Annotated in this window: 15 protein-coding genes and 1 other RNA gene; 9 read left to right on the top strand and 7 right to left on the bottom strand. The window is 39.9% G+C overall.

Features of this window, described 5'->3' with window-relative positions; all coding sequences use genetic code 11:
* Positions 1 to 167 precede the first annotated feature (167 nt).
* Complete coding sequence (locus AC1TO9_RS07705) at positions 168 to 1,199, top strand: tetraprenyl-beta-curcumene synthase family protein (protein WP_482054503.1); 1,032 nt, start codon at positions 168 to 170, stop codon at positions 1,197 to 1,199.
* A gap of 18 nt (positions 1,200 to 1,217) precedes the next feature.
* Positions 1,218 to 2,189 carry a 6-phosphofructokinase gene (gene pfkA, locus AC1TO9_RS07700; protein WP_482054502.1) on the top strand — a complete coding sequence of 324 codons (972 nt, stop codon included), beginning with the start codon at positions 1,218 to 1,220 and terminating at the stop codon, positions 2,187 to 2,189.
* A 74-nt stretch (positions 2,190 to 2,263) separates the two neighbouring features.
* Here the strand turns inward: pfkA and AC1TO9_RS07695 are convergent, their stop codons facing one another.
* The 3 genes from AC1TO9_RS07695 to AC1TO9_RS07685 form a co-directional block, all read right to left on the bottom strand.
* Positions 2,264 to 3,448 (bottom strand): putative glycoside hydrolase, encoded by a 1,185-nt coding sequence (locus tag AC1TO9_RS07695; protein WP_482058786.1) that lies wholly within the window; start codon positions 3,446 to 3,448, stop codon positions 2,264 to 2,266.
* Positions 3,449 to 3,619: 171 nt separating this feature from the next.
* Positions 3,620 to 3,814 carry a hypothetical protein gene (locus AC1TO9_RS07690; RefSeq protein ID WP_482054251.1) on the bottom strand — a complete coding sequence of 65 codons (195 nt, stop codon included), beginning with the start codon at positions 3,812 to 3,814 and terminating at the stop codon, positions 3,620 to 3,622.
* A 178-nt stretch (positions 3,815 to 3,992) separates the two neighbouring features.
* A complete protein-coding gene (locus AC1TO9_RS07685; protein ID WP_482058785.1) occupies positions 3,993 to 4,814 on the bottom strand; it encodes a YitT family protein in 822 nt (273 codons plus the stop codon).
* A 345-nt stretch (positions 4,815 to 5,159) separates the two neighbouring features.
* Here AC1TO9_RS07685 and cshA point away from each other — a divergent pair, with 345 nt between their 5' ends.
* Entirely contained in the window at positions 5,160 to 6,761 is a 1,602-nt protein-coding gene (gene cshA / locus AC1TO9_RS07680) for a degradosome RNA helicase CshA (RefSeq protein ID WP_482054249.1), read from the top strand.
* Between the two features lie 94 nt (positions 6,762 to 6,855).
* Here cshA and AC1TO9_RS07675 read toward each other — a convergent pair whose 3' ends face one another.
* Positions 6,856 to 6,954, bottom strand: a complete 99-nt coding sequence (locus AC1TO9_RS07675) for a YjcZ family sporulation protein (protein WP_482054248.1) — start codon at positions 6,952 to 6,954, stop codon at positions 6,856 to 6,858.
* 171 nt (positions 6,955 to 7,125) lie between these two features.
* Here AC1TO9_RS07675 and AC1TO9_RS07670 point away from each other — a divergent pair, with 171 nt between their 5' ends.
* From AC1TO9_RS07670 to AC1TO9_RS07660, 3 genes are all read left to right on the top strand, one after another.
* A complete protein-coding gene (locus AC1TO9_RS07670; RefSeq protein WP_482054247.1) occupies positions 7,126 to 7,884 on the top strand; it encodes a YesL family protein in 759 nt (252 codons plus the stop codon).
* A gap of 64 nt (positions 7,885 to 7,948) precedes the next feature.
* A non-coding RNA gene (gene ssrS / locus AC1TO9_RS07665) (6S RNA) lies at positions 7,949 to 8,140 on the top strand.
* A 162-nt stretch (positions 8,141 to 8,302) separates the two neighbouring features.
* The gene (locus tag AC1TO9_RS07660; RefSeq protein ID WP_482054246.1) at positions 8,303 to 8,692 is read left to right on the top strand and encodes a DUF1499 domain-containing protein; all 390 of its coding nucleotides are present in this window, start codon (positions 8,303 to 8,305) and stop codon (positions 8,690 to 8,692) included.
* A 111-nt stretch (positions 8,693 to 8,803) separates the two neighbouring features.
* Here AC1TO9_RS07660 and tpx read toward each other — a convergent pair whose 3' ends face one another.
* The gene (gene tpx / locus AC1TO9_RS07655) at positions 8,804 to 9,322 is read right to left on the bottom strand and encodes a thiol peroxidase (RefSeq protein WP_482054245.1); all 519 of its coding nucleotides are present in this window, start codon (positions 9,320 to 9,322) and stop codon (positions 8,804 to 8,806) included.
* A gap of 118 nt (positions 9,323 to 9,440) precedes the next feature.
* Here tpx and AC1TO9_RS07650 point away from each other — a divergent pair, with 118 nt between their 5' ends.
* Entirely contained in the window at positions 9,441 to 10,046 is a 606-nt protein-coding gene (locus tag AC1TO9_RS07650; RefSeq protein WP_482054501.1) for a rhomboid family intramembrane serine protease, read from the top strand.
* A gap of 43 nt (positions 10,047 to 10,089) precedes the next feature.
* On the top strand, positions 10,090 to 11,007 hold the full coding sequence (gene gltC / locus AC1TO9_RS07645) for a glutamate biosynthesis transcriptional regulator GltC (RefSeq protein WP_482054244.1): 918 nt from the start codon (positions 10,090 to 10,092) through the stop codon (positions 11,005 to 11,007).
* A gap of 23 nt (positions 11,008 to 11,030) precedes the next feature.
* Here the strand turns inward: gltC and AC1TO9_RS07640 are convergent, their stop codons facing one another.
* Positions 11,031 to 11,711, bottom strand: a complete 681-nt coding sequence (locus tag AC1TO9_RS07640; RefSeq protein ID WP_482054243.1) for a zinc metallopeptidase — start codon at positions 11,709 to 11,711, stop codon at positions 11,031 to 11,033.
* 51 nt (positions 11,712 to 11,762) lie between these two features.
* Complete coding sequence (locus AC1TO9_RS07635; protein ID WP_482054242.1) at positions 11,763 to 12,191, bottom strand: MerR family transcriptional regulator; 429 nt, start codon at positions 12,189 to 12,191, stop codon at positions 11,763 to 11,765.
* A 289-nt stretch (positions 12,192 to 12,480) separates the two neighbouring features.
* On the opposite strand from AC1TO9_RS07635, the gene AC1TO9_RS07630 reads away from it, so the two are divergent.
* Positions 12,481 to 13,890, top strand: a complete 1,410-nt coding sequence (locus AC1TO9_RS07630) for an ammonium transporter (protein WP_482058784.1) — start codon at positions 12,481 to 12,483, stop codon at positions 13,888 to 13,890.
* The last annotated feature ends 36 nt before the right edge of the window (positions 13,891 to 13,926 follow it).

Genomic DNA, 13,926 nt, shown 5'->3' with positions numbered 1-13,926 from the left:
AGAAGAATTAAAGAAAGTGACTTAGTTTATTTGTACAAATGGTGGGTACATATTATAATAATAATAATTTGGTCAGGAATATAAGTAGACAATCATTGTGGAGGCACCCGTCAGTGAATGATAATGTGCAACACCTAAATCAAGTTCCTCGTAATCCATTAAGTCTTATGAGCCGGGTATATAAACATATTTTGCCGGAAGTGCGCAGAGAATTAAGCGCTTGGCGCAAGATAGCTTTCGCAATCCCGGATCCAGAGTTACGGATGCAGGCACTTGCCAGCATCGATACGAAACAATTTCATTGTCAAGGCGGTGCTGTTTATGCAGCTATTGATCTGCCGGATAGGAATGTATTAATTCGTCTCATCGTCTCTTATCAAACGATTAGTGATTATCTTGATAATTTATGTGATCGAAGTACGTCCATGGATCCAGAGGACTTCAGATTGTTGCATCAATCCATGCTGGATGCGGTTGATCCTCAAGCAGAACAATGCGATTATTATGCTTTGCATCAGGAAGTGAATGATGGAGGTTATCTATCTAGATTAGTTGAGACCTGTCAGGAGTGTATTCGAATGCTTCCAGGTTATAATGCTGCGCAGCCGTACATAAAGGATTTGGTTAGTCTGTATACGGATTTGCAGGTATATAAGCATATTGATCCGCTACTTAGAGAAGAGGCACTTCTGAATTGGTGGTTATCGGAGAGGTATAGAGCACCTCATTTGGAGTGGCAAGAATTTGCTGCCGCTACAGGGTCTACCTTAGCGGTATATACGCTATTTCTTGCTGCATCGTATGAAGGGTTATCTAGTGATGAAGCGGCTTCTATTTATAAATCTTATTTCCCACATCTATGTTGTCTGCATATTTTGTTGGATTATTTGATTGATCAGGAAGAAGATCGCTTGGGTGGGGATCTTAATTTTTGCAACTATTATCATGATTCCGAAACGATGTTGCAAAGAATTACTATGATTGTGGAGTCTGCAAGAAAAGACGTTATGACAATCCCGTCAACTTCATTTCATCGAATGATCATTGAGGGTTTGTTGGCAATCTATTTATCCGATCCGAAAGTTAGTGAGCAACAGGAAGTCGTTACTGCTTCAAAGCATTTGATGAAGGGGAGCCCACTTACCCGGATTTTCTTCTTCATCAATAGCCGATGGATTCGTAAATATTTGTACAAATGATAAATTAGGGGGAGAGAGATCATGTCAGTCAAAAAAATAGCAGTATTAACAAGTGGTGGAGATTCTCAAGGCATGAATGCAGCGGTTCGTTCTGTAGTTCGGAGTGGATTGTATTATGGCTTGGAGGTATATGGTATTCAAAGAGGATTTCAAGGACTTCTTAATGATGATATATTCTCTATGGATCTACGGAGTGTGGGAGATATTATTCAGCGTGGGGGAACCGTTCTTCAGTCTGCGCGATGTAAAGAGTTTACGACGCTAGAAGGTCAACAAAAAGGTGCGGAAATTTTGCGAAAGCACGGAATTGACGGTCTAGTAGTCATCGGTGGCGATGGTTCTTACCATGGAGCTAATAAGCTAAGTAAGTTGGGAATTAATACGATGGCGCTGCCGGGTACGATTGATAACGATGTTTCTTTTACGGATTTCACAATAGGCTTTGATACTTCCGTAAGTATTGTTGTGGATGCGATTAACAAACTAAGAGACACTATGTCGTCTCATGAGCGTTCATCGATTGTAGAAGTTATGGGTAGACACTGTGGTGATATCGCATTATATGCCGGGTTAGCGTCAGGCGCAGAGACTATTATAGTACCTGAAGTGCCTTACGATATGAATGAAATAGCAGACCGTATGGAGCAGAATTTCGCTCATGGTAAACGCCATAGTATCGTTATCGTTGCTGAAGGTGCAGGAAGTGGAGAAGACGTAGCTAGGCAATTGGTTGAACGTTGTCCTTCTTTGGAGCCGCGGGTAACTGTATTAGGCCATATTCAACGTGGGGGTACTCCGACGCCAGCAGACAGAAATCTTGCTAGTCGATTGGGTGATTTCGCAGTGCGGATGCTCATTAAGGGTGAATCAGATAAAGCTTGCGGAATCATTAAAAATGAGTTAGTGCTGACCGATATTGACAAGGTCGTTAACAGTAAGAAAGATTTCAATATGGAATTGTATGAACTGGCAGCACGTCTGTCTCAATAATGAATAAATCGTATAAAGATAGGGGGTGTCTCCAAAGCCATGGACAATGGCTTGAGACACCCCCTATTTCATATTTATTTGTAGATGACATCTTTGCTGTATCGATTATTAGCATTCCAGAGCAGATACTCATGAACATCCATATCTTTCAGCGCTCGAATTTGTTCTTCTACTTCCTTCTTCCCATATTTAGTGTAATGTCCGCTTCCAAGCCAACTAGCGGTGAAATCTTGAATCCAAGGGCGTATGATTGGTTTATGATCTCCTAGTGTTTCCAATTTTTTATGAGTATCAACCATAGAGCCTTTGATTACGTTGTATGGTTCTTTATCTGGATTGGTCGCTCCGTACCATCCTGTAGAGTAATGACTTGGGTATACCATAGGGGCTATAACATCTACATTCTCAGAAATTTTCACCATATCTTGACCAATACCTTCGGCTGCGGGGACTGAAGCGGCATACCCAAAAATATCAACCGATATACGAATTCCAAGTGGCGCTAGCTCTTGACGTGCGTATTGTACGAAGTCAGAAACGATATCTACACGAGAGGAATCACCTTTGACATATTTCAAAATATCAGCTCGCTTATCAAAACCTTCAGGGAAACGAACATAGTCGAATTGTATTTCTTTGAAACCTAACTTGGCTGCTTCTTTGGCAAGTTCAATGTTGTAATCCCAAACTTCCTTGCTGTAGGGATTTACAAACCCGTCGCCATTTCCATTCTTCCATAGTGTTCCATCTTTATTGACGAAAGATAGATCTGGCTGTTTCATAGCAAGGAATGTATCTTTAAATACGACAATCCGAGCAATGGGATAGACATCATGCTTTTGTAGACGCTCCATTAGTACTTGAATATCACCAATGTATGGTTTAAGATTACCATCCTTTTGAAGGATTGGATTGTCTGATTTATACGTTATGTATCCAGCATCATCCTTGATATCTATAACCATCGCATTGAGTTCTGTTGAATCAAGGAGATTTAGAAGCTCGGTCATGCGTGATCCACCAGCACTATGTGCGGTTACGTAAATCCCTTTAACAATGGGAGCGTCTAACTGTGGATCAACTTTGATCGACGGATCAAACGAAATATGACCCAATGTAGTTTCAGAGTCTTTTTGTTGGGAAGCAGTGATAGCTGAATGAATGGATGATTGCAGGGTGCTTATAGAATTGTGATCGTCTGACGGAGTTCCTGTTGTACTACCTAATACGAATAGCAATAATGCCCAGATGATGTTCATTTTTTTCTCTCCCTTATAAGGTACTGTCTCTTTGTAATTATATAGAATCAATAGAGAATTGAAAGGACAGCTTTGTCACATTTTAAGATAATGTGTCAGTACATATGGAAAATGCCGCCATCCCCACCAGCAAGGAGGGGATGGCGGCATAGTAATCTGTTTAGCGCTTTGTTAATGAAGATGGCTTAAGTTTTGATGCTCGCAAATGCTGAATTGGATAATCTCCATGGCATCATGCGGTTCAAGAATACTGAGACCATCTCTGAGCATAATGAGTGAATTCAGTTCACTTTGCTTCAGGAAAGGCATCATATCTGGATACCAACGCAATACAATTTGGGAAAGTTTTACCGATTCCATTTCCATAAAGATCACCCTTCCTCCTACGAATTCTTTACCACCAAAATTTCTAGAGTAGCGAATCGGAAAAGTCTTTAGTGCCTAAGCATTAAGAATGAGGCTAAATCTTATGGTAAAGAAATGGGAACTGTGCACCTTTAATATATCATATATATGGATAATATAACACGGCCATCCTCATGAATTATCTTCTACGGAATGAACCCATCACGCCGACGGTTTCAACAATATTAACAAATGCTTGTGGATCAGTCTTTTTAATGATGCTCTTAAGTTCTGCTAGCTCATAGCGAGTAGTGACTGTCATTAGCATATCTCGCGGTTCATGAGAATAAGCGCCTTCTGTTTTTATTTTGGTGACACCCCGTGGGATTTTAAGCAATTTTGAAAGAAGTTCTTCGGTTTGGTTAGTAATGATATATACGGTTACCTTAATATGGCTGATATGAATCAAATCCAGAATTTTTCCGGTTATGTAGATTGAAGCCATAGAAGCTAAGGCGATATTCCAATTGTCATTGAAGTATCCTGCGGCTAGAATGACCACAGCGTTCATTCCAACAAGGATAGTACCCACTGGGAAATCACGATAACGTGTAATTAATGATCCAATGATGTCAAATCCTCCAGAGGATCCACCAATACGGAATGATATTCCAGCGCCGATTCCGACTAATACACCACCGAAAACGCTAGCTAGGAGTATATCCGTTGCAATTAATTTTACTGGGATCAGTGTGATGAACCATGTGGTTGCAACTACGGAAAGAATGCTTAAACTTATAAATTTCTTCCCTAGCTTAAACCAGCCAAGGATTAGAATGGGAATATTAATGAGCAAATACATAGTACTGACACTGAAATTACTGAAATAACTAATAAGTAAAGATAAACCAGATACACCACCACTGAGAAGTTGATGCGGAATAAGAAATAAATTAAAACCGCATGCTATGATAGCGGCGCCAAGAATGACAACAAACGAATTCCAACATTTTTCGAACAAAATAAACCCACCTTTGATAGTTGTGTTGAGACAAATATTTATATAAACTTGATAACTGTAGTAGTAATCGCAATTCGTTATGTGATATAATATGTTGGATGTTCTTGAGTAGGGTTGTACAATAGTATTATTTTCGATTTTTCTTCGGCGAAATAATAACCCATTAGTCATTAGAATGGTTAAATATCCCGACTTAAAGCATGAACATTTTGTTCATGCAATATTTTATGGCATGTATGGCTACCCTATAACTGTATGCCGCTACTTAAGAATACAGACAAGAATGTGGAATGTCCACTTATGATGAAGTGGAATGTCCACTCTATAGAAGGAGTATGAATATATTTGAAAACATTTGCAGAATTTGACTTGGATCCGAGAATTCTCCAAGCAATCACGGAGCTTGGGTTTGAAGAAGCTACACCCATTCAAGCACAAGCTATTCCTCCTGCTTTAGCAGGAAGAGATTTAATTGGTCAAGCACAAACAGGTACAGGTAAAACAGCAGCATTTGGTATACCGTTGATTTCAAAAATCAGCAAAAATGAAGACAGAATTATGGCACTGATTATGGCTCCAACACGTGAGTTGGCTATTCAAGTATCAGAAGAAATTGGTAAACTTGCCCGCTTTGCAGGAGTTCGTTCGTTGGCAATTTACGGTGGCCAAGATATTAGCCGCCAAATTCGTTCCCTAAAGAACAAACCTCAGATTATTATTGGTACACCTGGTCGTCTATTGGATCATATTAATCGCAAAACGATTCGTTTGAATGATGTCCAAACCGTTGTACTTGATGAAGCTGATGAAATGCTGGATATGGGTTTCATGGAAGATATTCAATCCATTCTTAAGCTAGTCCCTGAGGAACGTCAAACGATGCTTTTCTCCGCAACAATGCCAGCTAACATTCAGAAGCTTGCGCAACAGTTCTTGCGTAATCCGGAACATATTTCCGTTATCTCTAAACAAGTAGATCAAGGTCCACTTATTGAACAAGCCTATATTGAGGTTCCAGAACGTCAAAAATTCGAAGCACTTAGTCGCCTTATTGATATGGAATCACCTGATCTTGCTATCGTATTCGGACGTACAAAGCGTCGTGTAGATGAATTATCTGAAGCCTTGCAAAAGCGTGGATATTCAGCAGACGGATTGCACGGAGACTTGTCTCAGAATCAACGTGATGCAGTTATGCGTAAATTCCGTGACGGTAGTATTGATGTATTAGTTGCAACTGACGTTGCGGCTCGTGGACTCGATGTTTCTGGTGTAACGCATGTTATTAACTTCGATCTACCTCAAGATCCTGAGAGCTATGTACACCGTATTGGTCGTACTGGTCGTGCAGGTAAAGAAGGAACGGCGTTGTCGTTCGTAACTCCACGTGAAATGGATCATTTCCACTTTATCGAGCGTGTTACACGCCACCGTATTGCTCGCAAACCACTTCCTACAATGGCTGAAGCTATTGAAGGTAAACAACGGGTTACAGCAGAAAGATTGCTTGAGACGTTGGAGAAGGGTGAATTGAACGAGTATAAAGGCATCGCGATTCAATTGTTGGAGCAATATGATTCGGTTCAATTGCTAACAGCAGCTATGAAACTTCTTACAGGTGATAAAAAGGATTCGGATATCCATTTGACACCAGAAGATCCAATGCGTGCAAAACGTCGCAAACCAGACATTCGCAGTGGTCGTAAACCATCAAGCAGTTATGGTTCACGTAACGGCAGTTCTTCTGGTTCAAGCACTGGCGGAAGCAACTATCGTCGTGATCGTGACAGTAGTGGTGGCGGTAGTCGTGGTGGTTATGCAGGTAAGAGTAGCTATAACAAAGATGGTGGAGCTTCTCGTGATTCTTCTGCACGTACGAATAAACCTCGTCCAAGTAGCAGCAGTAGCACTCGTCCGGCGAAACGTCCTGACAGCTCTTTCGAATAATTAGTTAATTAGACTTGTGTGTTATAACGTAAAGGCGGAGTGCATATGCACTCCGCCTTTTTGAAGTATAAGAAAGTATAAGTTTCATTTGAAACTAGAGAATGAACGCACGTGTGATGATAACCAACAATATGAACAATACGAGAATGGCACCTGTTGAAGTGAAACCGCCAAATCCTATAGGGGCAGACATTGTGAAAACCTCCTTTAATTTGTGAATTACTTGGTTTACTTTATATTCTATGTAGTAGGTTGAAGCTTGTTTAGACATCTACCCAGCCTTAAGAAAATTAGGCACTGGCTTTGTCGATAGGAAATGCGTTATATTATTATATACAAGCATAATTACAGAGGGGGAGAACTTTTGGAATTCAAGGGCACAATGGGAGGAATTTATAAATTAACGGAATGGATTACACGGATTGCGTATACTAACATACTGTGGCTTATCTGTTCATCACCATTTGTATTGGTGTTAATACTCAAATTCTTGTTAATTACAACGGAAGCGACGGCAGATGATCAGTTATTATTAAATTGGGTACTGGGTATTCTAGCTCCGTTCGTACTATTTCCTGCAATTTCGGCATTATATGCTGTTGTACGTAAGTGGGTTATGGGAGATTCGGAAGTGCCTGTATTCCGAACGTTTTTTACAGGATACAAGGGAAATTACAAGCAAAGCATGATTGGTGGAATATTCTACACATTATTATTTGTTGTGATGTGGGTCGACTATAAAGTATATATGACCATGGATAATTTGCAACTTGTAGGCGGAGTCATGTTGTTACTGCTTCTTATTTTATTTGTTTCTATGTTTAACTTCTTCTCGATGGTTGTTCATTATCACTTGGGTGTCTTTATGATTATCAAGAATGCAATCCTATTAACCATTATTAGACCTTTTCGGATGATCTCAACTGTACTGGGATGTGGACTACTATTATATATAGCATCACTCTACCCAGTATTGATTTTCTTTTTTGTCATTACATTAATTGCGTTATGGTCATTTTTTAACTTTTACGGATCATTCCTTAAGATGCAGGAGCAAGCAGAGCGCTTGAGATTGTTAGATGAGGAGAAAGCGGAGCAGAAAAAAGAAAAATCCATGGAATAAGGGTGGAGTTTGAAAACGACTTCATTTGAGTTTACTTTTATAGAGATTAGGATTATAATGAAAATACATCCTGCGATGTTCGCCACGGTTGATCGTTATTTTGAACCAATGATGATTGTCTAGGGAGATTGATAAGAAGTGTGGCTGGAACGCCCTGTCTATATGACATGGGGACTTCATAAACAATTCTGAAATCACCCACCTGCTACTGCAGGTTCAGAGGGCTATTTGACCGAACGGCATAAGCGGGATTCCTTTTTATCTAATAAGTTATATGTTACCTGCATTCCAATGTCGACAGTTTAATGACATTGGAATGCTTTTTTTATTCTAGAATGGCAACACCTCTTTTGTTCTGAACAGTTCAATGTTAAACTAATAAGTATGTAATGATGGATAATATAAAGGGGGAACGGTCTTGTCGTTAAAGAGAGTTTTGATGGGGGTCATACGGAGTCAAGAGGGAACGAGTGACCGAGCGAAAGATCCTAAAATGAAAACGCGTTATTATAATTTATCGAAGGACAAGGCATGGGAGGAAGTGACTTCCACGCTAAAAAAAATTCCAGGTTATAAGGTTTTGCATGAAGTGCCCTCGGTTGGAGAGATCATTCTAGAGAAGAGGAGCGCTATGGGACGTACAGTGGATATTACAGTATCTATATTATCAGTTACCCCAGTTCGTAGCGCTGTCGACATCTACTCAGCTTCAAGAGGTTCATTAGGAGATTTGGGAGCTAATTATCGTTACATTCTCCATTTGTTTGGCATTTTAGATAAGAAATTAGCTAAATATAAAATTTCATAATAAAGATTCAACTTATAAGAAATATAGAATCATAATGGACAAGTATTTATTATATGTTATATAAAAAAAGCGAGAGAAAGATGTTCTCTTCCTCTCGCTTTTTAGCATGGATTACAGTAGTTCTTTGACTGCAGCTATAGCATCTTCGTAATTCGGATGTTCAGTCATTTCTTTAAGATATTCAACATAAGCAAGTTTATCATTTTTATCTATAACGAAAATTGAGCGCATATCAAGACGTAATTCTTTAATCAATACTCCATAAGCTTCACCGAAAGAAGATGATTTATGGTCAGACAATGTCACGACACGCTCAACACCTGCTGCACCACACCAACGCTCTTGAGCGAATGGAAGGTCCATACTGATCGTAAGAATAACGACATCGTCTCCTAGTTGATCTGCAGCTACATTGAAACGACGAGTCTGTGCGTCACAAACTCCCGTGTCAAGTGAGGGAACGACGCTGATTAATTTTATTTTACCAGCATAATCCTTCAGGGATACTTCTTCAAGCAAGTTTTTACTTACTGTGAAGTCGGGAGCGGAATCACCTGCTTTTAATTCTGGACCAACCAATGTAATGGGGTTACCTTTAAGAGTAGCTATACCTGTACGTTCTTGTGGCATTGTGAGATTCCTCCTTGATTATTTGATTTAAGTGAAAGACTGCCAAGATTATTATAATCTACTTGAGAATGTATTACCAATGTTGGACTTATTTAAGTATCAAGAAAGGAAAGTTACTATGATATTTATCCGATATGAAGATTGGAAAAGTTATATTAAATTTTATCCTGTGACGACACTGTTATTGCTAGCTAACGTCATCATGTTTTTGGTATTATCTCTAAACGGCGGCTCAACTGATATAGTGACATTATATCGATTCGGTGGACTTGTAAATGGTGCTGAAGGCTGGAGATATATCGCCGCGATGTTTCTTCACAATGGATTTGACCATTTGCTGTTTAATTGTTTCGCGTTATTAGTATTCGCACCGCCACTAGAACGACTTATGGGTTGGTGGAGATACGCACTGTTGTACGTTTTAAGCGGCATTGTAGGGAATGTTCTATCGACTCTATATTATACTCAAATAGGTGCCAATATTATATCTGTGGGTGCTTCAGGTGCGATCTATGGTGTATATGGCGCTTTACTATACATCGCGTTGCTTCAACGCAAAATAATAGATGAGTCCTCTAGGAAGACGTTGTATGCTATGCTTATGTTTGGGATTATATTCTCAGTCATGGTTGTTAGAATTAACTGGATGGCTCATTTCGGTGGTTTAATTGGCGGGTTCTTCGTATATGGACTCATGATTAGGCTAGTTAAGAAGCGACGATAAATATGATCAAGAATATACATTCTAGATTGGAGCGATCACTCACGTGGAACTGAGACAGTTGCACTATTTCATGAAAGTTGCACAGAAAGAGCATGTGACGAAAGCGGCTGAAGAACTTCATGTAGCTCAGTCTGCTGTAAGTAGGCAGATTCATCAATTGGAACAGGAACTAGGCGTAGATTTATTTATGCAAAAGGGTAGAAATTTACAATTAACACCTGTAGGTCATTTGTTCTGTAAGCGAGTAGAGACGCTTATGAAGGATCTGGACAAAGCTGTGGCTGAGGTTCATGAATTTCTAGATCCAGAACGTGGGGAGATCAGAATAGGTTTTCCTCATAGTCTCGGCATTCACTTGATTCCGTCTGTCGTTGCAGAGTTTAGAAAGCGTTATCCCAATGTGAGATTCCGTTTCAAGCAAGGAATGTATCCATCGCTAATTAAAGATGTCATATCTGCCGAAGTTGATTTGGCATTTATATCTCCATTTCCAGAGGGGCATGAACAGGTCGAAGGTGATGTTCTTTTGACTGAGGAACTGTATGCTATACTTCCCCAAAGCCATATATTGGCAGAGCAGGAATCGATAACTTTGGATCAACTAAAGGAAGATAAATTCATTTTGTTTAGCAAAGGATATTCTCTGCGTCCAATTGTATGGCAGGCATGTCTTGATGCCGGATTCTCACCGGAAATCGCCTTTGAGGGAGAAGAAACGGATACAATTCGTGGATTGGTTGGGGCGGGGATGGGAGTTAGTCTGTTGCCTGAGATGGCCTTTTTTCAAAGTAATCCACTTCAACCTGCTCGTGTTAGGGTAATTGAACCGAGAATAACGCGTACGATCGGATTAATTCATAGATCTGATGATAAGCTACCTTTAGTTGCACAGGCATTTCGTAATTTCTTACTTAAATACTTCGAATTTATGGATGAGAATAAGAAAACCCCGATTGTATAAAATCGGGGTTTTCTTTGACTTGATTAGTCACGATTGCTTGTAAAGATCATGATATAACGAATTAATTCGAGAATTGAGATCAAGGCAGCAGCTACATAAGTAAGCGCGGCAGCATTTAGTACTTTAGCTACACCACGTTCTTCATCGTTGGAAATGAATCCTTGTTCAATCATGATCGTACGAGCGCGGCTACTAGCATTGAATTCAACCGGCAATGTCACAAGTTGGAATGCTACAGCTGCAGAGAAGAAAATGACTCCAAGACCGATTAGGTTGGTAGCAGCGAATATAAATCCTGCAATGAGTAGGAAAGGTGCTATCCGTGAAGCGAAATTAACAACCGGGAACATTCGATGGCGTATTACTAACATAGGATAGCTTTCTTTGTGTTGTATAGCATGGCCAATCTCATGACAGGCTACAGATACAGCTGAGATTGAATTTTCGTAATACACGGTTTCCGACAAACGAACTACCTTATGAATGGGATCGTAATGATCGGTTAGAGAACCTTTGATAGGCTCAATAGGAATATCCTGGAGACCATTAGCATCCAACATACGCCTAGCGGCTTCATAACCAGTCAATCCGTTATGGACGGGTACCGTAGCCCATTTATTGAAAGTTCCCTTAACACGGGATTGTGCCCACAATGAGAATAAGAATGCGATAATAATTAGTATAAACATGGAATTAGAATTCATTTATTAACCTCCTATATAATAGTGGTACTTTAAATTGAGTAAAGCTCGAACTTATAGTAACGGTCCATGATCAAGTAGAATCTTCAGTGCCTCTATACAAGCTGCTCCTTGTGGTAGCAATTGTGTAAGTGTACGTCTAGCTTGCACAGGCTTCATCTGTTCAATTAGTGGGCTAAGTTCCCTTAGTTCCTTCTCTAACTGAAACATATGCAGTTCTAGATGGGTCAGCTTGTCTGAAACTTGCGTTTCCTCGATAATCATATTCCATTTGTCTAATCTTGTTTTAATTTCCTCTAAAGTATACTTCTCTTTCTTTAACTGAATAATACGTACCAGACGTTCAGAGGTTTCATTACTGTATAGACGGTAATTTTTCTGAGTTCGGCTTTCGGGAGTAATCAACCCTAGTTTGGTATAGTAATCGATGGTTCGTTCGCTGATGCCAGCTAATCTTGCTAATTCTCCAATTCGGTATAACATGATATCTCCGATGTGAAATCACCTCATTTAAGTACTTATTTAAAATATGATACCTGATGAACAACCATACAGTCAAACGTTAGACTTTCTAGACGATAAAATGTTTTATATGTGAAGTGAAAACTATAGATAAATATTATATTCAAAGTGTTACATTTTATAACATAAGAATTATCTATTCTATTGATAAATAAAAAAGAATTGTCAGTTATTACTGTTGGTGCTTATAATCGCAATACAGGATAATAATTTATGTTATATAACCTGACACGATGAGGGGATGGTTTTTATGAGAAGAAGATGGATTGGTGTCTTTTTGGGTATGGTAGCATTGTTAGCTTTTCCAATACGTGCATTTGCAGATGGCGGGGCAAGCAATTTGGAATTACAAGCAGGGCTTAACACAGTCTTCGTCTTCTTAGCAGTTATACTAGTATTCTTCATGCAAGCAGGCTTTGTGTTGTTGGAAGCAGGATCTGTTCGTATGAAGAATGCTGGTCATGTTGCAGGTAAAACAATTTTGACTTTGGGTATTTCAGTGATTTCCTTCTGGGCAGTTGGATTTGGTCTAGGATTTGGTAATGGTAATGGAATCATTGGTCAAACGGGCTTCTTCCTAGGTGGAGAAGGTATGGCAAGTTCATTCAATTCCTTAGCAGGTTCAGATGTATCTTTAACGGTGAAGTTTTTATTCCAATTATCGTTCGCTGCTATTTCATTGGCGATTGCTTCTGGCGGAATGGCAGAACGTGCTAAATTAAGTGTCTATATTATATTTGGAATATTGTTCATGGTCGTTATTTATCCAGTCGTCGCGCACTGGGTTTGGGGTGGAGGATGGCTTGCTGAGTTAGGTATGCAAGATTATGCTGGGTCTACTGTAGTCCATCTGACAGGTGCTACGGCAGCGCTTGTAGCGACATATTTATTAAAACCGCGACTAGGTAAATACAATAAAGATGGTAAGCCGAATTCTATTCCGGGACATAACCAAGTATACACGGTACTGGGTGTTATTATTCTCTGGATTGGTTGGTTCGGATTTAATCCAGGCAGCGGATTGACGGGATTAGGAGATTTCTTTGGATACGTATCGCTTACAACGAATATTGCAGCAGCTGCTGGAGCTTTGGCCGCGCTTGCTATCTCCTGGATGATTTTTGGTAAGGGTGATATTCCGAGTATGTTGAATGGCCTGCTTGCCGCGTTGGTAGCTATAACAGGCTCTTGTGCTTTTGTTGAACCATGGGCAGCAATTGTCATCGGTGCTATTGCAGGGACGGTCGCATTCTTAGCTGGACAATGGTTAGAACGCGCTGGATTAGATGATCCGATCTATGCTGTATCTGTTCATGGTATTGCCGGAGTATGGGGTGCTCTATCTACTGGATTCTTCGCTACTGCAGAATTGGCTGAGGCTACGGGAGTAGGGGGAGCAGGATTGTTCTATGGCGGAGGTCTTCAGCAATTAGGGGTTCAAGCATTAGGTGTCCTTGGTACCTTCGTATTCGTATTTGCGGTCTCATTCATTATTCTTGGTGCCATGAAAAAGATTATGGGGCTTCGTGTTACGGAAGAAGAAGAAATGATGGGGTTGGATATTAGTGAACACGGTACCTATGGTTATCCTGAACAAATGAAATTACTAGTAAATGCAGAAGCAAAACCTGTGAATACGTCAACACCGGATATAAATTAACAATGATTATGATCTGCTAGCCAGAATGCTTGTAAG

Source organism: Paenibacillus sp. Y916, from assembly GCF_056786435.1.
The sequence above is the reverse complement of the archived record's forward strand: the minus strand, read 5'-3'. Positions and strand labels throughout refer to the sequence as shown.